Origin of the sequence: Corallococcus macrosporus (genome assembly GCF_017302985.1) — a bacterium.
Taxonomy (GTDB): Bacteria; Myxococcota; Myxococcia; order Myxococcales; family Myxococcaceae; genus Corallococcus; species Corallococcus macrosporus_A.
Window position 1 is genome coordinate 13620 of the sequence record NZ_JAFIMU010000001.1, and the last position, 19933, is coordinate 33552.

The 19933-nt window shown below is 70.9% G+C and carries 21 protein-coding genes; 18 read left to right on the forward strand and 3 right to left on the reverse strand.

Annotation, left to right across the window (positions count from 1 at the left end):
- The first annotated feature begins 12 nt into the window (after positions 1-12).
- From JYK02_RS00080 to JYK02_RS00105, 6 genes are read left to right on the forward strand one after another with little or no spacing between them, the layout of a single operon-like run.
- Complete coding sequence (locus JYK02_RS00080) at positions 13-333, forward strand: hypothetical protein (RefSeq protein ID WP_207047813.1); 321 nt, start codon at positions 13-15, stop codon at positions 331-333.
- Positions 330-2633 carry a serine/threonine protein kinase gene (locus tag JYK02_RS00085; protein ID WP_207047814.1) on the forward strand — a complete coding sequence of 768 codons (2304 nt, stop codon included), beginning with the start codon at positions 330-332 and terminating at the stop codon, positions 2631-2633. Before JYK02_RS00080 ends, JYK02_RS00085 begins: the two co-directional genes overlap by 4 nt.
- 5 nt (positions 2634-2638) lie before the next feature.
- On the forward strand, positions 2639-3298 hold the full coding sequence (locus JYK02_RS00090; protein WP_207047815.1) for a response regulator: 660 nt from the start codon (positions 2639-2641) through the stop codon (positions 3296-3298).
- Positions 3299-3325: 27 nt separating this feature from the next.
- Positions 3326-4666, forward strand: a complete 1341-nt coding sequence (locus JYK02_RS00095; protein WP_207047816.1) for a M16 family metallopeptidase — start codon at positions 3326-3328, stop codon at positions 4664-4666.
- Between the two features lie 3 nt (positions 4667-4669).
- Complete coding sequence (locus JYK02_RS00100) at positions 4670-6175, forward strand: M16 family metallopeptidase (RefSeq protein WP_207047817.1); 1506 nt, start codon at positions 4670-4672, stop codon at positions 6173-6175.
- The gene (locus JYK02_RS00105; protein WP_207047818.1) at positions 6172-6873 is read left to right on the forward strand and encodes an RluA family pseudouridine synthase; all 702 of its coding nucleotides are present in this window, start codon (positions 6172-6174) and stop codon (positions 6871-6873) included. Before JYK02_RS00100 ends, JYK02_RS00105 begins: the two co-directional genes overlap by 4 nt.
- A gap of 10 nt (positions 6874-6883) precedes the next feature.
- On the opposite strand, the gene JYK02_RS00110 is transcribed toward JYK02_RS00105, so the two are convergent.
- The 3 genes from JYK02_RS00110 to JYK02_RS00120 are packed head-to-tail and all read right to left on the reverse strand — an operon-like array spanning position 6884 to position 9741.
- The gene (locus JYK02_RS00110) at positions 6884-7723 is read right to left on the reverse strand and encodes a hypothetical protein (protein WP_207047819.1); all 840 of its coding nucleotides are present in this window, start codon (positions 7721-7723) and stop codon (positions 6884-6886) included.
- The gene (locus JYK02_RS00115) at positions 7720-9126 is read right to left on the reverse strand and encodes a hypothetical protein (RefSeq protein ID WP_207047820.1); all 1407 of its coding nucleotides are present in this window, start codon (positions 9124-9126) and stop codon (positions 7720-7722) included. Before JYK02_RS00115 ends, JYK02_RS00110 begins: the two co-directional genes overlap by 4 nt.
- A 45-nt stretch (positions 9127-9171) precedes the next feature.
- On the reverse strand, positions 9172-9741 hold the full coding sequence (locus JYK02_RS00120; protein ID WP_207047821.1) for a hypothetical protein: 570 nt from the start codon (positions 9739-9741) through the stop codon (positions 9172-9174).
- Positions 9742-9980: 239 nt separating this feature from the next.
- Between JYK02_RS00120 and JYK02_RS00125 the strand changes: the two genes are divergently transcribed.
- The 12 genes from JYK02_RS00125 (at position 9981) to JYK02_RS00180 (ending at position 19930) form a co-directional block, all read left to right on the forward strand.
- A complete protein-coding gene (locus JYK02_RS00125; RefSeq protein ID WP_207047822.1) occupies positions 9981-10796 on the forward strand; it encodes an MlaE family ABC transporter permease in 816 nt (271 codons plus the stop codon).
- A gap of 47 nt (positions 10797-10843) precedes the next feature.
- Positions 10844-11581, forward strand: a complete 738-nt coding sequence (locus JYK02_RS00130; RefSeq protein ID WP_207047823.1) for an ABC transporter ATP-binding protein — start codon at positions 10844-10846, stop codon at positions 11579-11581.
- Between the two features lie 118 nt (positions 11582-11699).
- On the forward strand, positions 11700-13229 hold the full coding sequence (locus JYK02_RS00135; RefSeq protein ID WP_207047824.1) for an MlaD family protein: 1530 nt from the start codon (positions 11700-11702) through the stop codon (positions 13227-13229).
- A 126-nt stretch (positions 13230-13355) separates the two neighbouring features.
- Positions 13356-14288: a PfkB family carbohydrate kinase gene (locus JYK02_RS00140; RefSeq protein WP_207047825.1), complete on the forward strand. Its 933-nt coding sequence runs from the start codon at positions 13356-13358 to the stop codon at positions 14286-14288.
- Positions 14289-14448: 160 nt separating this feature from the next.
- Positions 14449-14787: a TIGR02266 family protein gene (locus JYK02_RS00145; protein WP_207047826.1), complete on the forward strand. Its 339-nt coding sequence runs from the start codon at positions 14449-14451 to the stop codon at positions 14785-14787.
- A 7-nt stretch (positions 14788-14794) separates the two neighbouring features.
- Positions 14795-15526 carry a metallophosphoesterase family protein gene (locus JYK02_RS00150; RefSeq protein ID WP_120526312.1) on the forward strand — a complete coding sequence of 244 codons (732 nt, stop codon included), beginning with the start codon at positions 14795-14797 and terminating at the stop codon, positions 15524-15526.
- 101 nt (positions 15527-15627) lie between these two features.
- Positions 15628-16302 (forward strand): hypothetical protein, encoded by a 675-nt coding sequence (locus JYK02_RS00155; RefSeq protein ID WP_207047827.1) that lies wholly within the window; start codon positions 15628-15630, stop codon positions 16300-16302.
- 34 nt (positions 16303-16336) lie between these two features.
- The gene (gene asd, locus JYK02_RS00160) at positions 16337-17179 is read left to right on the forward strand and encodes an archaetidylserine decarboxylase (RefSeq protein WP_207047828.1); all 843 of its coding nucleotides are present in this window, start codon (positions 16337-16339) and stop codon (positions 17177-17179) included.
- A 26-nt stretch (positions 17180-17205) separates the two neighbouring features.
- Positions 17206-18468: a histidine--tRNA ligase gene (gene hisS, locus JYK02_RS00165; RefSeq protein WP_242588268.1), complete on the forward strand. Its 1263-nt coding sequence runs from the start codon at positions 17206-17208 to the stop codon at positions 18466-18468.
- 171 nt (positions 18469-18639) lie between these two features.
- Entirely contained in the window at positions 18640-19050 is a 411-nt protein-coding gene (locus JYK02_RS00170) for a S24/S26 family peptidase (RefSeq protein ID WP_277991168.1), read from the forward strand.
- Entirely contained in the window at positions 19047-19361 is a 315-nt protein-coding gene (locus JYK02_RS00175) for a PqqD family protein (protein WP_207047830.1), read from the forward strand. The genes JYK02_RS00170 and JYK02_RS00175 overlap by 4 nt, the downstream gene beginning before the upstream one ends.
- Positions 19358-19930 carry a hypothetical protein gene (locus JYK02_RS00180; RefSeq protein ID WP_207047831.1) on the forward strand — a complete coding sequence of 191 codons (573 nt, stop codon included), beginning with the start codon at positions 19358-19360 and terminating at the stop codon, positions 19928-19930. The genes JYK02_RS00175 and JYK02_RS00180 overlap by 4 nt, the downstream gene beginning before the upstream one ends.
- The last annotated feature ends 3 nt before the right edge of the window (positions 19931-19933 follow it).

Here is a 19933-nt window from a genome sequence, read left to right on the forward strand (position 1 = left end):
TTCTGTCCAACGATGCGCACCCCACGTCCATCCCCGGCCTCCGCCGAGGACCTCCACGCGCGCCTGGCCGCTCGCATCACCGCGCTGGAGGACCGGGTGCGCCGTCTGGAGGCCCGGCTCGCCCTGGAGGCGCGCAAGCCGCCCCCCGTCCGCACCCGCGCCAGCGTCTCCGCCGCCACCGTCCGCTCCGCCCGGCCCCGCCCGCGCTGCCCCGGCTGCACCCTGGAGCTGCCCCGCGGACGGCGCGGTGAGTCGTGCGTCTGGTGCGGCTTCATGTTCGCCGCCGTGCCCCGCCGCGCGGGCGCGCCCAAGACGCCCCGGAAGCCCCGATGAGCGGGACGTACCGGCTCACCGGCCGCACGGAGGCAGGGGACCTGGCGGAGCTGTACGAAGCCGTCCTGCTGCCCACCATCCCCGTCGCGGTGAAGCTCTTCCTGCCGCGCACCTCCGACCCCGGCTATGCCCGCGAGCTGGCGGAGACGGTGCGCCGGCTCCAGCCCGTGCGCCACCCGGGCCTCCTCCACGTCGTGGACGTGGGCTTCGTGAAGCAGCGGCTCGCCGTGGTGCGCGAGGACGTGGAGGGCTTCACGCTGGGCATCGCGCTCCAGCGCCTCAACACCAAGGAAGTCCTGCTGCCGCCCACGGTGGCGCTCTCCATCGTCATCCAGCTCCTGGAGACCGTGCAGCTCGCGCACGACGCGGGCGTGGTCCACGGGGCCATCACCCCTGGCAACGTGCTCCTGGCCCGTGACGGCTTCCCGGCCATCTGCGACTTCGGCGCGCTCCAGGCGCTCCTGTCCGTGCCCCAGCTCAAGCGCACGTTCGCGCACCGGGGCCGCAGCGCGTACCGCGCGCCGGAGGTCGCTCGCGGGGAGACGCCCACGGAGGCGTCGGACGTGTACTCGCTGGGCGCCATCGCCTACGAGCTGCTCACGCTGCGCGAGCCCGTGGTGCCCGGCAGCGGCGTGAGCACGCGCCGCGAGACGCTGCCGCCGCCCAGCCGGTTGGATCGGCGGATCAACTCGCGGTTGGATCCGGCCATCATGCGCGCGCTGGACCCCGCGCCCCAGCGGCGCTTCCGCTCGTGCGGAGAGTTCGCCCAGGCCCTGCGCAACTTCCTCTCCGCGGGCGGCGGCCTGCCCGGCGCGGAGGAGGTGGGGCGCTTCGTGTCGGAGCTGTTCCCCAACGAGGTGAGCCTCGCGGCCCCCGGGCCCGTGCCGTTCGTGGAGCCCTTCCAGTTGGAGCCCGTCTCCGGCGCGGAGATGGAGGACCTGCACGCCGAGGAGCACGAGGCGTCCATCGTCCAGCGCGCCCCGTACAGCCGCGCGCCCACGGAGCACGAGGCCTCCGCGGACACGCAGGAGGCCGCGCCCGGCTTCGAGGCGTTCCGTCCGGAGGACTACGCGCCGGACGCCCTCGCGGACGACGCGCCCGCACCGGAGCCCGAGCCCGCGAGCGACACGCGGAGCACGGACCCTTCGCACGCGGGCCCGCTGGAGCAGGGCTGGGACGCGCCACCCGGGGTGCTCGCGCAGAAGTCCCACCGTCAGCCGGGCCCGCAGGGACAGACCTCCGCGCGCGCCGGGCGCAACCCTCGCGTGAAGGTGGTGGAGGACTTCTCCGGCCCTCCGCTGGGCGACGACGAACCGCCCGTGCCCACCGGCCGCCGCGCCGCCATGCGCCCCGGGGTGCCCCTGGGCGGTGAGGAACCCGTCCCACCCTCCGGGCGCCGTCCGGCCCTGCGTCCCGGACCGCCCCTGGGCGCTGAAGGCGAGCCGCCGCCCTCCACGAAGCGCCCGGCCCTGCGCCCCGCTCAGGGGGCAGGTGGCAGGGGCCCCGGCCAGGAGACGGCGATCCTCTCCGCGGGCGGAGGCACGCCCTCCGCGGCGCCCAAGGCCCCCGAGCCGGCCGCGCCCCGCCAGGAACGCCGGGGCCGCGCCGAGCCCACCGAGGCCCTTCCCGCCGAGCCCCGCTCGGAGCGCCGCGCGGCCCCTCCCAAGGCGGAGGGCCGCGTGCGCAGCGACATGGCGGAGCCCGCGCCGTCGGACCGGCACCTGCCCGTGCACCAGCGCTTCGACACGGTGGAGACGCCGCGCGTGGACGCGGGGACCCGCCGCAAGCGCCTGCTCTTCATCGCGGGCGGCATCGCCGGGGTGGGCCTGTTCATGTTCGCGGTCGCCACGTGGCGGCTGGGCCTGGAGCCCGTGCAGGAACCGGAGCTGCCCCGCTACGACCCGAACGCGCCCGTGGCGAACGGCCCCCCGCCGTCCGCCGCGAACCCGTCCGCGCTCAAGCCCATCACGCCCCCCAGGCCCGCGCCGCCGCCGGATCCGACCGCGCGCGACGTGGAGGACGAGGACGCGGAGGAGGACTCGCCGGAGCCGGGCGTGCCCCCGAAGAACCAGCGCGCGTTCCTCACGCTGCGCACGAACCTCCCCGCGAACGTCTTCATCGACGGGGCGAAGGTGCGCCGCGCGACGCCGCTGGTGAACTACCCGGTCCGCGTGGGCACCCGTGAGATCCGCGTGGTGGCCATCTCCACCGGTGAGCAGAAGGACTTCCAGCTCCGCTTCTCGCGGGGCCAGCACCAGAAGCTGGACGAACAGTTCCAGCCTCCCCCCACCAGGCGGTGAGTTCCGTGGAGCGCACGCGCATCTTCGTCGTCGAGGACCAGCCCCAGCTCCTGAAGAACCTGGTCAAGGTGCTGGGCACCTTCCCGGAGCTGGAGGTCGTGGGCACTTCCCAGGACGGTGAGCAGGCCGTGGACGACATCGTCCGCGAGCGGCCGCAGCTCGTCCTGCTGGACCTGGAGCTGCCTGGCCTCAACGGCATCCAGGTGACCCAGAAGGTCAAGCGCCGCGTCCCCGAGGTGGAGATCCTCATCCTCACGTCCTTCGAGGACGAGCAGAAGGTCTACGAGGCCATCCAGGCGGGCGCGTCCGGCTACCTGGTGAAGCGGGTGGGGCCGGAGAAGATCCGCTCCGGCATCCAGGAGGTCATGGACGGCGGCACCGTGCTGGAGCCCATCATCGCGCGGCGCTTCTGGAACTACTTCCAGTCCGTTCAAGCCAAGCCCGCCCAGAAGCCCGCCGAGCTGCCCTGGGGGCTGACGGCCGTGGAGCTGGACGTCCTGCGCTACGTGGCCAAGGGCCTGTCCAACGCGGAGGTGGGGCGGGTGATGACGCTGGAGCGCCGGACGGTGCGCACGCACCTGTCGCATATCTACCGGAAGATGGGCGTCAACTCGCACGTGGACGCGGTGGTGATGGCCCTGCGTGAAGGTGTCGTGGATCTCTAGCCGCGCCGTGGTTACGGTGTGGCACCTATGTCCAAGGCATCCCCGCGGTCCACCGCCGTGCGCGCTGTGGACCCCACCCTCGCCGCCCTCTTCGACGTTCACGAGGCAACGCTGCCCAACGGCCTCAAGGTCCGCCTGCTGGCGAACCACCAGGCCCCGGTGGTCAGCCTCTACACCTTCTTCCAGGTGGGCAGCCGCAACGAGCGGCCCGGCATCACCGGCATCAGCCACCTGTTCGAGCACATGATGTTCAACGGGGCGAAGAAGTACGGCCCCAAGATGTTCGACAAGACGCTGGAGTCCAACGGCGGCCGCTCCAACGCGTACACGTCCAACGACATGACCGTGTACTACGACGACTTCAGCGCGGACGCGCTGGAGACGGTGCTCGACCTGGAGTCGGACCGGATGCGCTCGCTGCGCATCTCCCAGGAGACGTTGACCAGCGAGCGCCAGGTCGTGATGGAGGAGCGCCGCGTCCGCGTGGACAACGAAATCCCCGGCATGATGGACGAGGAGCTGGGCACGCTCGTCTACAAGGCGCACGCGTACCGCTGGCCCGTCATCGGCTGGATGGCGGACATCGAGAACATCACCCGCGAGGACTGCCAGGAGTACTTCCGCACGTACTACGCGCCCAACAACGCGGTGCTCTACATCGTCGGGGACATCGACCCGAAGAAGACGCTCGCGCTGGTGCGCAAGTACTACGGCAACATCCCGCGCGGCCCCACGCCCGCGCCGGTGCTCAACGCGGAGCCGGAGCAGAAGGGCGAGCGCCGCGCCGTGGTGCGCCACCCCGCGCAGTCGCCGTCGGTGATGATCGGCTTCCGCGGCCCCGCCGCCAGCGACGAGGACACGCTGGTGCTGGACGTGGCCCAGTACATCCTCACCAAGGGCGAGGGCAGCCGGCTGGTGAAGTCCCTCGTCTACGACCAGAAGGCCGCCGTGTCGGTGATGCTCGACTGGAGCTGGCGCATCGACCCGGGGACCATCCTCTTCTACCTGGAGCTCAAGCCGGACTCGGACCCGGCGAAGGTGGAGGCCCTGCTGTACGCGGAGCTGGAGAAGCTTGCGCGCGAGGGCGTCACCGAGAAGGAGCTGCAGAAGGCGAAGAACAACCTGCGCGCGGACCACCTGCGGGAGCTGTCCACCAACAGCGGCCGGGGCCACGCCCTGGGCCACTACGAGGCCCTGCTGGGCGACTGGCGCGAGGGCCTGTCCCTGCCGACCTTCTACGCGAACGTCACGGCGGAGCAGGTGAAGGCCGTGGCCGCGAAGTACTTCGCCCCCGAGCGCCGCTCGGTGGTCACCCTCCATCCCGAAGCCGGCGCCAACGAGGCCGGTGACGAAGCGGCGGAGGCGTAACCCATGGCTTCCCGAAAGCTGGCCACCGTGAAGAGCACCGTCCGCAAGGCCGCCAAGGCCGTGCGCAAGCAGACCACCGCCGCGCGCAAGAAGGTCGCGCAGGTGAAGAAGGCCGTCCCGGCCCGCGCGAAGAAGCTGCTCAAGGCCGTGCCCGCGCCCAAGAGCGCACCGAAGTCCGCCGCCACCGGCGAACTGAAGCTGCCCGCGCTGCATGAGAGCACCACGTCCACGGGCCTGAAGGTCATCGCCGCCGAGCGCGGGCCGCTGCCGCTGGTGTCCGTGCGGCTGGTGATGCGCGCGGGCGGCGTGTTCGACCCGCCGGGCAAGGACGGCCTGGCGGACTTCACCGCGCGGCTGCTGCGCCGGGGCACGAAGCGCATGGACGCGGATGGCATCAGCGAGGCCATCGAGTTCGTGGGCGCCAGCCTCTACGCGGGCGTCAACGAGGACGTGCTGTCCGTCTACCTCACCACGCCCGCGGAGCACTTCTCCGCGATGCTCGACGTGCTGGGGCAGGTGGTGCGCGAGCCCTCGTTCCCGGAGCAGGAGGTCGTGGACGCCCGGGATCGCGCGCTGGCGCAGTTCGCCAACGACCTGGATGATCCGTCCTCCATCGCGGACCGCGCCTTCACGCGCGCCGTGTGGGGGGACCATCCGTACGGGCGCGACCTGGGCGGCAACAAGCGCACCGTGTCCACGTTCACCCGCGACGACGTGGTCCGCTTCCACGCCGAGTGCATGGGGCCGCGCATCTCCCTGCTGACGGTGGTGGGCGCCATCGCCCCGGAGACCGTGGCCGCGGAGGCCGAGCGCGCCTTCGCCGGCTGGACGGGCGGCCCCGACGTGGAGCCGATGCTGCCGCGCAAGCAGGAGCCGCTGGCGAAGGCCGGGACGGTGCTGCTGGTGGACAAGCCGGACCAGACGCAGTCCCAGGTGCGCCTGGGTGGCCCGGGCTTCTGGCTGGGCCACGAGGACTACTTCCCGGCCACGGCCATGAACATCGCGCTGGGTGGCGGGTTCACGTCGCGGCTGATGAACGAGATCCGCGTCAACCGGGGCCTCACGTACGGCGTCAGCTCCTACTTCGACACGATGAGCTCGGGCGGCATCTTCGCGCTGTCCACGTTCACGAAGACGGCGTCCACGCGGGAGATCATCGACGTGGCGCTGAAGGAGATCCACGGCGTGCGCGACGCGGGCCTGAAGCCGCGTGAGCTGAAGGACGCGCAGAGCTACCTGGCGGGCCTCTATCCGCTGCGCACGGAGACCAACGAGTCCGTGGCCTCCGTCATCGCGGACATGCGCATCCACGGCCTGGGCGACGACTGGGTGGAGAAGTTCCGCGACCGGCTGCGCGCGGTGACGCCCAGGGACGTGGCCGCCGCGGCGAAGAAGTACGCGTTCGCGGACCGGCCGGTCATCGTGGTGCTGGGCAAGGCGTCGGAGGTGAAGCCGCTGCTCGAAGGGCTGGGCCCCATCACCGTCGTGCCGGCGTCGGACTACGAATGAGCGGAGACGTTCCCCGCGTCCTCTTCGAGGGCGCGGGCGTGATGGTGGTGGACAAGCCGGCCGGGGTGCTCGTCATCCCCGGCCGCGAGGGCGGCCCGTCCCTGCGCGACACGCTGGAGGCGCACCTGGGCCGCAAGGTGTACGTGGTGCACCGGCTGGACCGGGACACCTCCGGCGCCCTGGTGTTCGCGCTGGACGCGGACGTGCACCGCGCGCTGTCCCAGGCCTTCGAGACGGGCAAGGTGCGCAAGCGCTACCGCGCCCTGGTGGAGGGCCGGCTGGAGGCGCCCCGGATGGTGGACGCGCCGCTCGTCGCCGGCCGCAAGGGGCGCATGCGCGTGGCCAGGCCGGAGGAGCCGGACGCCAAGCCGTCGCGCACGCGGGTGCGGCCGGTGGAGACCTTCGCCTCCGCGTCCCTGGTGGAGGCGGAGCCGCTGACGGGCCGCACGCATCAGATCCGCGTGCACCTGCTGTCGCTGGGGCACCCGCTGCTCGTGGATCACCAGTACGGCCGCGAGGCCCCGCTCACGGAAGGTGACCTGGGAGGGGAGGGGACGCGGGAGGTGCTGACCCGGACGCCCCTGCACGCCGCGCGCGTGGAGTGGCCCGCGCTGCCCGGTGTTCCGGCGCGCGGCGTGGATGCGCCGCTGCCTTCGGACATGCTGCGCACGCTGGAGCTGCTGCGCGCGGCGGGGTGACCCGTCCGCGCTACTTGGGCTCCAGGCGGAACGTGTTGGACTCGCCGCCCACGCCGAAGCTGTCCACGGCGTTGAGGTGCACGTTGCCGGCGGGCGCGTCCATGACGATGGTCGCGTCGCACACGCCGGCGTCGCAGGGGCCGATCTTCGCGGGCTTCACGGTGCCGCGTGAGGCGATCAACTCCACGGAGCCCTGGAAGTGCTCGGCCCGCGGCCCCTGGGCGCGCACCGTGATGTCGAAGGCCACCTTGCTGACGCGCGTGCCTTCGATGGAGTCGAAGACGTAGGCCGTGATGTCGCCCTCGCGCATCGGATCCTCCGGGCCCGGTCCCGCGTCCTGGGGCTCACCGCCGTCCTCTTCGTTGCAGACCCCGGCATCGCGGCACTGCTCGATGGGCCCTCCGTCCGTGGCGATCAGCACGCCGCCGTCCGCGAGGATGGGCGGATCCACGTCCTCCTTCCCCGGAGGACTCAGGGTGAGGGCGCCTTCGGCCACCGCCTCGCGGCCGTCGTCCAGCCGCAGCCGCACCGCGTGCGCGCCCGCGCCCAGGCCCCGGGGCACCGTGGCGATGGCGACGCCGGTCGGGTCGAAGCGCGTCACCGCCGCTTCCTGATCATCCACCCAGACGCGGCCGGACCCCATGCGCGCATCCACCTTCTCCGCGCCGTAGTCCACCGCCACGGCGTAGCGCGCGTCGAACCGGACGGTGACGTCCTCGTCCTTCGCGTTCACCGGCAGGCTCGCGGGCTCCACGCCGACGATGGTGGGCGGAGGCAGCGACTCCGGGCCGCCCGTGCAGGCCCAGGCGAGCAGCGCCGTTCCCACCAGGCCCAGGCCCGCGCGCTTCATGGAACGAACCTCAGGCCCGCGGACACGGACACGCCACCCAGCTCGGCGCGAAGCGACGGCGTTTCCACGGGCGCCAGGGCCCCACGTACCTCCGTGAGGATGCTCCAGCGCCCCATCCGATAAGCGCCTTGCGCGGCCAGGAATCCCATGGCGCGCACTTTGCGCTCATCCACGGCGGCAGGAAAGACGTCCCCGGTCTCACCCGCGTCAGTCGACAGTCGGTGACTCAACGCCAGCACGCCCCCGCCTGCACGGCCGTCCAGTTGAAAGGAGCCCTGTTGAAAAAGGGTGACCCGCGCGGACAGGAGCAGGGGGACACCCCACACGCGCGAGTGCACGTCCGTGGTGCCCTGGCGTCCATCCAGGCTCGCGTGACGCAGCCCCACTTCCGCCTCCGCCGCCACGCGGTCGCGCCACAGCGGCAGCGGCACGGACACGCCCAACCCCAGCAGCGGCCCTCCGTTGGCGCCGCTCGCGAACGCCGCGCCGCCCAGGAGGAACATCGACGTCCGGCTCGCGCTCGAGCGAGCGGCCACGTGCGGCGGGGCAGGGGAGGGGGGCGCGATGATCTTCACCGGCTCCGCCGGCCGGGCCTCGGCGGGCTTCACCCCGGCGTTGATCCGCACCGCGTCCTCGCCCGGTGCCTCACGCCAGTGCACGGTGACGGACGCGTTCGTGGCCTTCGCGTCGGGCCGCACCTGGAAGAGCGCCCGCTCCGGGGACACCGGCTTCACCGTGGCGCCCTCCGCCTCGACGTCCAGTGCCGACGATGGGATCCGCTCCTCCGTGCCCGCGATGATCAGCCAGCCGCCGCCCTCCACGGGCAGCGGATCCGGCGTGAGCGCGGCGACGAGCGGACGGTGCGAGGGCACCTCCAGCGGCGCGCTGCGATCCGTGGTGAGCGTGCCCCGGGTCGCGAGCACGCGCGCCTCCGTCGCGTCCGGTGGTACCTCCACGGGCACCTGCGCCCGTCCATGCCCGTCCGCCTTCACCGGGCCGAACCGCGCGTCGCCCACCGCGACCACCACCTCCGCGCCCGGCGCGGTGGACACGTCCAGCGTGGTGCGCCCCAAGAGCGGCAGCCGCACGGTGGTGACCTCCGGCGCGCGGCCGTCCTCCACCCAGAACGCGAGCACCGCCCACAGCGGGTAGCGCACGGGCGGCGGCGTCCAGCGGAAGACGCGCTCGGCGCCGCCCTCCAGCCGCGCTTCCGCCCAGGTGCCGGAGGAAGCCGCCGCGCGCACGGGGCCGGCGCCTTTGGGCACCCGCACCCGCACCTCCACGGCCGTGTCCTGCCCGAGCACCACGCGCCCGGGCGTCGCCTCCACCTCTGGCGGTTCCGCCCGCGCCACGGCGGCACCCAGCATCAGCAGGCAGACAGCGAAGTGGAGCGGCGGACGCATACGGGAAACCCAGCCTCCCAGTTGACCGCCGCTCCGGCCTCCGGGTCAATCCCCGGAAGGCAGGGAAGTCTCACCGGCCGCATCCAGCTCCGCGTCCGTAGGCAGCTCGGCCATGGGTTTGTCCGCGGGACCCGACTGCTTGGTCGTGGGTGGGCTGAAGGCGGGCTTGTCCGCCGGAGCCCCGCCACGGCCGTGCACCAGCGTCTTGGTGTCCGAGCGGAAGGTGAGGTCCACCTTGTCGCCGCGCACCGCCGTCACCAGGCCCACCCCGAACGTCGGGTGGTGGATGACCTGATCCACCTTGTAGGTGTCCTTGGGGCTGTACTTGGGCGCGCTCGCGATGTCCTTGCCCGCCAACTGCTCGTCGAAGGAGATGACCACCTTCTCCGCGCGGGGCGTGCTGGAAGAGGCTGCGCGCGGCGCGCGGGTCGAGGCGGCCTTGGTGGGGCGGTCCGTGACGCCCGCGGCGCCCCGGAACGCGTGATCACCGCCGCAGGTGTTGCAGCGGACGCGCACGATCTTCGGACCCACCATTGCGAGGATGGTGTGCGCCAGATTCATCTTGCAGCGGGTGCACTGGGCATCCACCTCGCCGCCGACCTTCAGAGTAGCCATGCTGTCGTGTCGCTCTGGCCCGGCAACTCCCCTACGGGGGCGCGCCGGGCGTGGAAAGTAAAGAGGGCCGCGGAACATAACGGCCGACCCCAGGCGGAGGAAGCCCCATCGCATCCCACCCTCGCGCCGCGTGGGAGCCCCCCTGGCGACCAGCCAATGGAGGTAGGGGTGGGAGCGGGGCGGCGCTTCAGTTCCCTTGTGCCGCCGTCCGGAGCACGTAGAGTCACCCGCCTGAGCGCATGACCACCGAGACCCCCAGCAAACCCAACCGGTTCACCGGCGCCTTCACTCAGTCGGTGGAGGGCCTCGGCAAGGGCATCATCGACGTCGTCAGCAGCATCGGCGGCGTGGTCGCCCTGGGCCTGGACGTCTTCCGCTGGAGCGTGCGCCGCCCGTTCCGGTTGAACAACCTCTTCACCCAGCTGGACTTCGTGGGCGTGGGCTCCATCTTCATCGTGGGGCTCACCGGCACCTTCACCGGCATGGTGTTCGCCCTCCAGACGTCCACGGCCTTCGCCCTGTTCGACGCGGAGAGCCTGGTGGGCCCCACCGTCGCGCTGACGCTCACGCGCGAGCTGGCCTCCGTGTTCGCCGCGCTGATGGTCACCATGCGCGCCGGCTCCGCCATGTGCACGGAGCTGGGCACCATGCGCGTCACCGAGCAGGTGGACGCGCTGGAGACCATGGCCGTCAACCCGGTGCAGTACCTGCTGGTGCCCCGGGTGCTCGCGGGCCTGTTCATGGTCCCCGCGCTCACCATGCTCTTCAACACCACGGGCATGACGGGCGCCTACGTCGTCGCCGTGTTCGGCCTGGGCATCTCCCCCGGCACGTTCCTGTCGCGCACCCAGCAGTGGATGGCCCCGTCGGACGTCTACGAGGGGCTCATCAAGGGCGCCATCTTCGGCCTCTCCGTGGCCCTCATCTGTTGCTACAAGGGCTTCAACGCGTCCGGCGGCGCCAAGGGCGTGGGCCAGGCCACCACGGAGGCGATGGTCTCGAGCGCGCTGGCCATCTTCATCCTCGACTTCATCGTCGGCATGTTGATGCACTGATGGATTCCCAGACTCCGCCCGGATCGGCCTCCGGAGCTGCAAGGGCCATGATCGACATCGTGGACCTGCACAAGACGTTCGCGGGGAACAAGGTCCTCACCGGCATCAACCTCACCGTGCCGCAGGGCAGCACCTGCGTCATCCTGGGCGGCTCCGGCTCCGGCAAGACGGTGCTGATGAAGCACATGATCGGCCTGCTCAAGCCGGACAGCGGCCAGGTCATCGTGGACGGGCAGGACATCGTCCCCATGAGCGTGGAGGCCCTGCAGCAGGTCCGCCGCAGCTTCGGCATGGTGTTCCAGGCCGCCGCGCTCTTCGACTCCATGACGGTGTTCGAGAACGTCGCCTTCCCGCTGCGGCAGCACACGAAGCTGTCCGAGGACGAGATCCGCGTGCAGGTGCGCAAGCGCCTGGACCTCATGGGCCTCAAGCGGGCGGTGGAGGACCGCTTCCCGGCGGACCTGTCCGGCGGCATGCGCAAGCGCGTGGGCCTGGCGCGCGCCGTGGTGCTGGACCCCAAGGTCGTCCTCTACGACGAGCCCACCACCGGCCTGGACCCCATCACCACGGACTCCGTGGACGACATGATCCTCACCGCGCAGAAGGAACTGGGCGTCACCAGCGTGGTCATCAGCCACGACATCGCGTCCGCCTTCAACGTGGCCAACCAGATCGCCTTCCTGTCCAAGGGCGTCATCGTGGAGCACGGCCCCCCGGAGAAGCTCCGGGCGTCGAAGCACCCCGCCGTCGAGGTCTTCCTGCAGACCTGGTTCGGCAAGAACTAGGACCTTGGGAGGGGAAGGCGGTCCCCCAAGGATTCCAGCCCTTCATGAAAAGCTGGCACCCGGCATGCAAATCGTTAGAGTCGCGCGCGGCCGGTGGTAGCGCTCGGAGTCACATCAGGTGAAGAAGCTCGTCACGCCCTTCCGTGTTGGCCTGCTGGTCCTCGCCGCCGGGGGCTTCCTCATCACGTTCGTGCTGTTCGCCAAGAAGGGCGGACTGAGCGACCGTGATTCCACCCAGGTGTGGGCCTACTTCCGGGACGCGTCCGGCCTGGCGGTGCGCGGCCGGGTGCAGATCGCCGGCATCCCCGTGGGGGAGATCAGCGACATCAGCCTGGAGGGCACCCGGGCGAAGATCTGGCTGAAGATCCGCAAGGGCGTGGACATCCGCCAGGACGCCGCCATCACCAAGCGCTCGGAGTCGCTGCTGGGTGACTACCTCCTGGACCTGAACCCCGGCACGGAGCAGGCCCCGGAGATGGAGAACGGCGGGCAGATCCGCCGCGTCATCGACACCCAGGGCATGGAGGCCGTCTTCGAGTCCCTGTCGCAGATCACCTCCGACATCCAGCAGGTGACGGGCGCGCTGCGCGAGGTGCTGGGCGGCGAGAAGGGCGCGGGCAGCCTGGAGCGCATCGTGGAGAACCTGGTCCGCCTGTCGGACTCGGTGGACGCGACGGTGCGCCGCAACACGGACCGCCTGGACACCATCATGGCGAACGTGGAGGGCGTGTCCTCCGACGTGCGCGCCATCACCCAGGGCAACGGCGCGGAGGTCACCCGCATCGTCACCAACGTGGAGAAGATCACCCAGGACGTCCGCGAGGTGCTCGGCACCGTCAAGAACATCGTGGGCAGCGGGGAAGGGGAGTTCAAGGAGAGCGTCTCCAGCCTCAAGCAGACCCTGGGCCGGCTGGACAACACCCTGGCCAACCTGGAGGACATCACCCGCAAGGTGAAGGACGGCGAGGGCGCCGCGGGCGCGCTGCTCACCGACGAGCAGCTGGGCCAGCGCCTCAGCGAGGCCGTCACCGACGTCAGCGAGTTCGCCACCCGCCTCTCCACCCTCCAGACGGAGGTGGGCCTGTTCAGCAGCTACCTGGTGTCCCAGGGCGCGTCGAAGAACGGCCTGTCGCTGCGGCTCATCCCCAAGCCGGACAAGTACTACCTGCTGGAGATCATCGACGACCCGCGCGGCTCCGTCAGCACGCAGGTGGTGCAGACCAACCCGCCGTCCGAAGGGGACCCGGTCATCCAGACGCAGAAGGTGACCAAGGAGTCCTTCAAGATCAGCCTCCAGTTCGCCAAGCGCTACTACTTCACCACCCTGCGCGTGGGCCTCATCGAGTCCACGGGCGGCGTGGGCGCGGACCTGCACCTCTTCGACGACGCGCTCACCCTGAAGATGGACGCGTTCAACTTCACCGCGGACGAGCTGCGCTACCCGCGCCTGCGCGCCACGCTGCGCGCCCAGGCGTTCGACCACCTGTTCGTCATGGCGGGCATGGACGACATCCTCAACGCCAAGCAGCGCGACGCGGCCACCAAGCGCCTCATCGCCGGCCGCGACTTCTTCTTCGGCGCGGGCTTCTTCTTCACCGACGACGACCTGAAGGCCCTCATCGCCACCACGGGCGTCCCCGCGTTGTAGGCTGTGTAGTCCTTGACGTTGCCGGGAAGGTGTCGTACCCGGCACGGGCACGGGGTTTCCCCTGGAATTCGCCGTGCCCTGACGCGATGCCGTAGGCCGCGCCGGGTCACCCCCCAGGAAGCCTCCATGTCTCTTCTCGTCGTCGGTTCAATCGCGCTGGACTCGCTGGAAACGCCCTTCGGCAAGAAGGAGGACGTGCTGGGTGGCTCGGCCACCTACTTCTCCACCACCGCGTCCTTCTTCGGCCCCGTGCAGCTGGTGGCGGTGATTGGCGAGGACTTTCCGGAGTCTCACCTCCAGTTCCTGCGCGGGCGCGGCATCGACCTGGAGGGGCTTACCCGCGAGGCCGGCCGCACCTTCCGCTGGAAGGGCAAGTACGGCTGGGAGCTCAACGAGGCGCAGACGCTGGACACCCAGCTCAACGTCTTCGAGTCCTTCTCGCCCAACCTGCCCGCCGCCTACCGCGAGACGCCCTACGTCTTCCTGGGCAACATCCACCCGGAGCTCCAGTCGCGCGTGCTGGACCAGGTGAAGGCCCCCAAGCTGGTGGCCGCGGACACGATGAACTTCTGGATCCAGGGCAGCCGCCCCGCGCTCCTCAAGACGCTCCAGCGCGTGAACCTGCTCTTCATCAACGACGCGGAGGCGCGCCAGCTGTCCGGCGAGCACAACGTGGTGAAGGCCGCCCGCGCCATCCTGTCCATGGGCCCGTCCCGCGTGGTCATCAAGCGCGGCGAGCACGGCGCGCTCCTCTTCGACCAGGACCACATCTTCGCCTGCCCGGCGTTCCCCCTGTCGGAGGTGTTCGACCCCACCGGCGCGGGTGACACCTTCGCCGGCGGCTTCATGGGCACCCTGGCCAGCTCCGGCGCCTCCGGCAAGGTGGATCAGCAGCTCTTGCGCAAGGCCATGGTCATGGGCAGCGTGATGGCCTCCTTCACCGTGGAGAAGTTCAGCCTGGAGCGCCTGCGCGAGGTGCAGCGCCCGGAGATCCACGCCCGCTTCGCCGAGTTCAAGAAGCTCACCCACTTCGACGACCTGGGCCCGCTCGGCGGGTAGGGGAGTTCAGGAGTGGCGCGGCGGCCCGGTGTGGAACTTGACGGGCCGCACCCACCCTCCCTAGTCTCGACCGAACGCAGTGGATGAATAAATCCGGTGCGGACGTCCTTTTTCAGCGCCGACGTGGACGGGAAGGTTCCGCGTCGGGAGGTCCCCCCGGTTGAGCGAAAATCGAAAGCACGCGCGGGTCGGCACCCTCCTGCGCTGCTGGTGCGAGGGTGAGAACGTGACCCTGTATGCACGCATCGCCAACCTGAGCGAGGGAGGCCTCTTCCTCAGGACGAGCACCCCGCTGGCGGCGGGGACGCGGACGCAGGTGCGGCTCACCCAGCAGGCGACGGACACGCAGTTGCAGGCGCAGGCCACGGTCGTCTGGTTGCGGCAGGAAGAGCAGCCCGCCGGCCGCCCTCCGGGCATGGGCCTGAGATTCGAAGCGTTGGACGCGGACGCGCTGACGAGTCTGCGGCGCATCATCTCCCAGCAGCAAACCCACCACTAGGGTTCCCATGCGCATCGCCGTCATCTCCGACATCCACTCCAACATCGAGGCCCTCACGGAGGTGCTGAGGGTGGCGGAGCACCAGAAGGTGGACCGCTTCGTGTCGCTGGGGGACATCGTCGGGTACGGGGCGTCCCCCAACCCGTGCTGCGACCTGGTGCGCTCGGTGGCGGAAATCACCTTGCTGGGCAACCACGACGCCGCGGTGGCGGGGCGGATGGACTACTCGTACTACTACGACGCCGCCCGGCACGCGCTCGACTGGAGCGCCAACGTCATCTCCGACGAGAACCTGGCCTGGCTGCGCAGCCTCCCGTACACGTACCGCATTGGCGAGGTGGGCTTCTGCCACGGCTCGCCCATCGACCCGAAGGCGTACGAGTACATCTTCGCGCTGGAGCAGGCGCGGGAGCTGACGCCGTACGTGGCGGAGCTGCCGGAAGTCACCTTCATCGGGCACAGCCACCTGTGCCGCGCGTTCGCCATTGGCAACGGCGAGGTGAACGACGTGGTGGCCCAGAAGTTCGTGCTGCGCAAGGGCTACAAGTACATCGTGTCGGTGGGCAGCGTGGGCCAGCCGCGCGACTACGACAACCGGGCCTGCTTCGTCATCTGTGACACGGACGCGCGCACGGTGGAGTACCTGCGCGTGGAGTACGACATCGAGACCTCCGCGCAGAAGATCTTCGACGCGGACCTGGCGCTCAACTTCGGCAAGCGGCTGTTCCTGGGCGTGTAGGCAGAAGGGCGCGCGCCGTGCGGAAAAGGCGCGCGGCTGGACGGAAGGTGGCATAAACCGGGGCCGTGCGCCCCCAGGTCCCCCGTCCGAAGCGGCCCTTCATGGGCCTTGGCCTCGCAGCCCTCCTCTTCATCTCCGGGTGCAGCCGCGCCCCCGCGCCGCCCTCGCCGGAGTTCGAGCAGGCCAGCCGCCGGTGGACGGCGCTCTACGCCCAGAAGCTGGACGAGGCGTACCTGGACCCCTCCATCGGGGAGATTGAGGCGCAGCTGCAGCGCGTGCCCGCGGACAGCGTGGACTCCGCCGCGTCCCAGTCCCTGCTCCAGCGCATCCAGCAGGGGCGCTCGCGCATGCAGGCGGCCCAGGACGAGAAGCGCCGCGCGGTGGCCAACGCCCGCACGGTGCCCACGCTGGACCCCTCCTCGACGAACATCCCTCGCCGGCCCGAGCCCGAGGCGGCGGAGCCCGCGGACGCCGGCCTGGGGGACGCCGGGGTGATTGCCGGGCCCCAGATGGGCACCCCGGCCTCCGAGCTGGTGGCGGGCTTCCGGGGCTGCTTCACGCGCTCCGTGCCCGTCACCGTGGAGGGGCGGGGGATGCGGGACACCTGGCAGCTGAGCGACCGGGCGTCCTGCCAATTGGAGTACCCCAGCCACCGGGACACGTCGCTGGTGATTGAAGACGGCCGCGTGCTGGCGCTGTTACCCAAGAGCGCCATGCGGACCGTGCGCCGTTATGAGGACGGCGGCACGGTGCCCGCGAACGATGCCGGGCGTTGAACCCCTTTTTCTCCTGACGAGCTGACGACCTTCGATGAACGAACAGACCTTCATGAAGTTGATGCGCGTGCTGCCCAAGTCGGCGGTGTCCTCCGTGGTGGGCCTGGCCACGCGCCTGCCCGCGCCCGCGCCGGTGCACCACTGGGCCATGCGCACCTTCGCCAAGGCGTACAACGTGGACATGGAGGAGGCGGAGCACGCCTTCGAGAAGTACCCGACCTTCGCGCAGTTCTTCACCCGCGGGCTGAAGCCGGGCCTGCGCCCGGTGGACGCCGGTGAGAAGGTCGTCGTGTCCCCGGTGGACGGCCGCGTGTCGCAGGTGGGCTACGCGGACAACGGCCGCTGCCTCCAGGCGAAGGGCATCGAGTACACGGTGGACGAGCTGCTGGGCGACTCCCAGGCCGCGAAGCCCTTCCACGGGGGCGCGTGGACGACGGTGTACCTGTCGCCGCGCGACTACCACCGCATCCACTCGCCGCTGGGCGGCACCATCACCGGGTACGCGTACATCCCGGGTGAGTTCTGGCCGGTGAACCCCGCCTCGGTGAAGAACAAGCAGTCGCTGTTCTGTGTGAACGAGCGGCTGGTGACGTACCTGGACACCGTGGCCGGCAAGGTGGCGGTGGTGAAGGTGGGCGCCACGTGCGTGTCGCGCATCAAGGCGTCCTACGAGGACATCACCACGCACATCGGCCAGCCGGGCAAGGTGCACCGCTACGGCGCGGGCATCCCGGTGGAGAAGGGCGGCGAGCTGGGCCGCTTCGAGATGGGCTCCACCGTCATCCTCTGCTTCGAGCCCGGGCGCGTGCGCTGGGACGACAGCATGCAGCCGGAGGCGGTGGTGCGGATGGGCAAGCGCATCGGAGTCATCACGTGAGCCAGAAGATCAACGGCGTGAAGGGGATGAACGACCTTCTGCCGGGCGAAATCGAGGTCTGGCAGTTCGTGGAGTCCACCGCGCGCACGCTCTTCGGCCGCTTCGGCTACGGCGAGGTGCGCACGCCGATGGTGGAGGACACCGCGCTCTTCGTGCGCAGCGTGGGCGAGGAGACGGACATCGTCGGCAAGGAGATGTACACCTTCGAGGACAAGGGCGGCCGCAGCCTGTCCCTGCGTCCGGAGGGCACCGCGCCCGCGGCGCGCGCGTACATCGAGCACTCCGTCAACAACCAGGAGCCGGTGTCGCGCTGGTTCTACATGGGGCCCATGTTCCGCTACGAGCGGATGAAGACGGGCCGCTACCGCCAGTTCTCCCAGATTGGCGCGGAGGCCTACGGCGCCAAGGAGCCCGCGCAGGACGCGGAGCTGATGGACGTGGTGGTGCAGTTCCTGGAGGCCCTGGGCCTCACGGACGTCACCCTGAACATCAACTCGCTGGGCGACGACAACTGCCGGCCCGCGTACCACGCCAAGCTGGTGGAGTACCTCAACGCGCACCGGGAAGAGCTGTGCGCGGACTGCCAGCAGCGACTGGAGCGCAACCCGCTGCGCGTCCTGGACTGCAAGAACGAGAAGTGCCAGGCGGTGGCCGCGGCCGGCCCCAACGTGCTCGAGTTCCTGTGCGAGCCGTGCCGCACGCACTTCACGGACCTGCAGCGCAAGCTGGGCGTGCTGGGCATCAAGTACGTGGTGAACCACCGGCTGGTGCGCGGCCTGGACTACTACACGCGCACCGTCTTCGAGTTCATCGCCTCGCACCCCGCGCTGGGCACCGCCAGCACGGTGGGCGGCGGCGGGCGCTACGACAAGATGATGAAGGGCCTGGGCGGGCCGGATGTGCCCGCGGTGGGCTACGCCATGGGCCTGGACCGGCTGGTGCTGCTCCTGAAAGAGGGCGGCAAGACGTTCGTCCAGCGGCCGGACCTGTTCATCGCCGTGGCGGACGAGGGCTCGCAGGACGAGGCCCTGGCGCTGGCCAGCCGCCTGCGCCGCGAAGGGCTGAAGGTAGACTTCGACACGCGCGGCGGCAGCCTCAAGAGCCAGATGAAGCGCGCGGACAAGTCCGGCGCCCGCTTCACCCTGGTGCTGGGCGAACAGGAGCGTCAGAGCCGCCAGGCGAAGCTCAAGCCCATGGCGGGCGGCGAGCCCGTCCCGGTGTCCCTGGACAGCGTCGCCGCCACCGTGCGCGCCCAGCCGGAAGCCCCGGCCGTGGCCCCCGCTTCCTGATCCAACACCCCCTCCGGCATGACGCGCCTGGCCGGAGGGGAGGGGGGCGGCCTGTCTTCCCGGAAAACCTGGGAGTAAAGGTGTTAAGCATCGTAAGTCCTGGGAATCGCTGGGGGATTGAAGGCTTGCAGATTCGCGGACATTGAGAGGTTGGGGTACATTCCTTTGTCCATGTCGAGCGCTCCCCAGCCCGCCTCCGTGATCGATGGCCCGCGTTGGATCCCCGTGGCCGGGGACAGCATGTGGCCGTCGTTGCGCGCGGGGGACGTGGCGGAGGTGGAGCCGCTGCTGGAGGCGCCGCGCCCGGGTGAGGTGGTGCTGGCGCGCTTCGAGTCCTCGCTGGTGCTGCACCGGGTGCGCTGGTGTGACGGCAGCGTGTGCGCGCTTCGCGGGGACAACGGTGGCGCGGAAGATCCGCCGCTGCCCCTCTTCCGTATCCTGGGCCGGGCCCGGCGGGTGCGCCGGGGCGGCGCGCTGCTGGACGTGGAGCGCTGGGACGTGGGGCCGCGCCTCGTGGGGCGCTGGCGCGCGACGGTGAAGCGCCAGGTGGCCGCGTGGCTGGGAAGGACGGGCCGCGCATGAGCTTTCCGGAAGGCAGCGTTCCCCGGCGGCGTGCGGGGACTTCGGGAGAGGGCTTCGGCGCGGACTTCCTGGTGCTGGATGCGGAGGGGCGCACGCTGCGGGGGCTCAACCCGACGGCGGCGCGCATCTGGGCCTTGTGCGACGGACAGCGCACGGCCCGGGCGGTGGCGGAGCAGGTGGCCGCCGAGTTTTCGACGGACGTCGGTCCCGTGCTGACCGACACGCTGCGCTTCCTGGCGGAGCTGCAGCGGCGGGGGCTGTTGGACGAAGTGCGCGCGCCGGCCGGTGCCGCGCCTCTGGAGGACACATGATGCGGGCGCTCGTGGCGGTGCTGGCGGGTGCGGTGATGCTGTCGGCGTGCTCGGAAGGGGTGTCCCCCCTGCCGCCGCCGTCGGCCGTGAAGCCGGGGCAGGGGACTGGCTCCGTCACTCCCGTGGATCCGACGGACGTGCTGGCCGGTGGCGGCGGCGTGGCGCGTCCGCCGCCCGCGGCTTCGGGCTCGGACGAGGAGCCGCCTCCGGAGGTCGTGGAGGAGGAGCCGCCTCCGGCGCCGCTGCCGCCCCCGTCCGGGAGCGCGGTGGTGGTGGGCGAGGGCTCCGCGCCCCTGTCCGAGGTGCAGCAGGTGGACGTGGACTTCGTGGTGAGCGGTGTGCGGAACAAGGGCCTGGTGGACGTGGAGTTCATCGCGCCGGGCGGGCGTCCGTACGAGAAGCGGAGCGCGACGGTGGAGGCACCGCCGGAGGAGACGCGCACGCTGCGCTACTCGCTGCCGGTGGCGGGCACGCCGGTGTCCATGACGCGCATGACGGGCACCTGGCAGGTGCGCTTCTTCCTGGACGGGGCGCAGCTGGCCACCACGTCCTTCACCCTGGAGCCGTGACGT

Excerpts from the sequence above, each read along its gene's own strand:
- JYK02_RS00080 (WP_207047813.1), top strand. The coding sequence starts at position 13 with ATGCGCACCCCACGTCCATCCCCGGCCTCCGCCGAGGACCTCCACGCG.
- JYK02_RS00085 (WP_207047814.1), top strand. The coding sequence starts at position 330 with ATGAGCGGGACGTACCGGCTCACCGGCCGCACGGAGGCAGGGGACCTG.
- JYK02_RS00095 (WP_207047816.1), top strand. The coding sequence starts at position 3,326 with ATGTCCAAGGCATCCCCGCGGTCCACCGCCGTGCGCGCTGTGGACCCC.
- JYK02_RS00100 (WP_207047817.1), top strand. The coding sequence starts at position 4,670 with ATGGCTTCCCGAAAGCTGGCCACCGTGAAGAGCACCGTCCGCAAGGCC.
- JYK02_RS00105 (WP_207047818.1), top strand. The coding sequence starts at position 6,172 with ATGAGCGGAGACGTTCCCCGCGTCCTCTTCGAGGGCGCGGGCGTGATG.
- JYK02_RS00110 (WP_207047819.1), bottom strand. The coding sequence starts at position 7,723 with ATGAAGCGCGCGGGCCTGGGCCTGGTGGGAACGGCGCTGCTCGCCTGG.
- JYK02_RS00115 (WP_207047820.1), bottom strand. The coding sequence starts at position 9,126 with ATGCGTCCGCCGCTCCACTTCGCTGTCTGCCTGCTGATGCTGGGTGCC.
- JYK02_RS00120 (WP_207047821.1), bottom strand. The coding sequence starts at position 9,741 with ATGGCTACTCTGAAGGTCGGCGGCGAGGTGGATGCCCAGTGCACCCGC.
- JYK02_RS00125 (WP_207047822.1), top strand. The coding sequence starts at position 9,981 with ATGACCACCGAGACCCCCAGCAAACCCAACCGGTTCACCGGCGCCTTC.
- JYK02_RS00130 (WP_207047823.1), top strand. The coding sequence starts at position 10,844 with ATGATCGACATCGTGGACCTGCACAAGACGTTCGCGGGGAACAAGGTC.
- JYK02_RS00140 (WP_207047825.1), top strand. The coding sequence starts at position 13,356 with ATGTCTCTTCTCGTCGTCGGTTCAATCGCGCTGGACTCGCTGGAAACG.
- JYK02_RS00150 (WP_120526312.1), top strand. The coding sequence starts at position 14,795 with ATGCGCATCGCCGTCATCTCCGACATCCACTCCAACATCGAGGCCCTC.
- JYK02_RS00155 (WP_207047827.1), top strand. The coding sequence starts at position 15,628 with ATGGGCCTTGGCCTCGCAGCCCTCCTCTTCATCTCCGGGTGCAGCCGC.
- asd (WP_207047828.1), top strand. The coding sequence starts at position 16,337 with ATGAACGAACAGACCTTCATGAAGTTGATGCGCGTGCTGCCCAAGTCG.
- hisS (WP_242588268.1), top strand. The coding sequence starts at position 17,206 with ATGAACGACCTTCTGCCGGGCGAAATCGAGGTCTGGCAGTTCGTGGAG.
- JYK02_RS00170 (WP_277991168.1), top strand. The coding sequence starts at position 18,640 with ATGTCGAGCGCTCCCCAGCCCGCCTCCGTGATCGATGGCCCGCGTTGG.
- JYK02_RS00175 (WP_207047830.1), top strand. The coding sequence starts at position 19,047 with ATGAGCTTTCCGGAAGGCAGCGTTCCCCGGCGGCGTGCGGGGACTTCG.
- JYK02_RS00180 (WP_207047831.1), top strand. The coding sequence starts at position 19,358 with ATGATGCGGGCGCTCGTGGCGGTGCTGGCGGGTGCGGTGATGCTGTCG.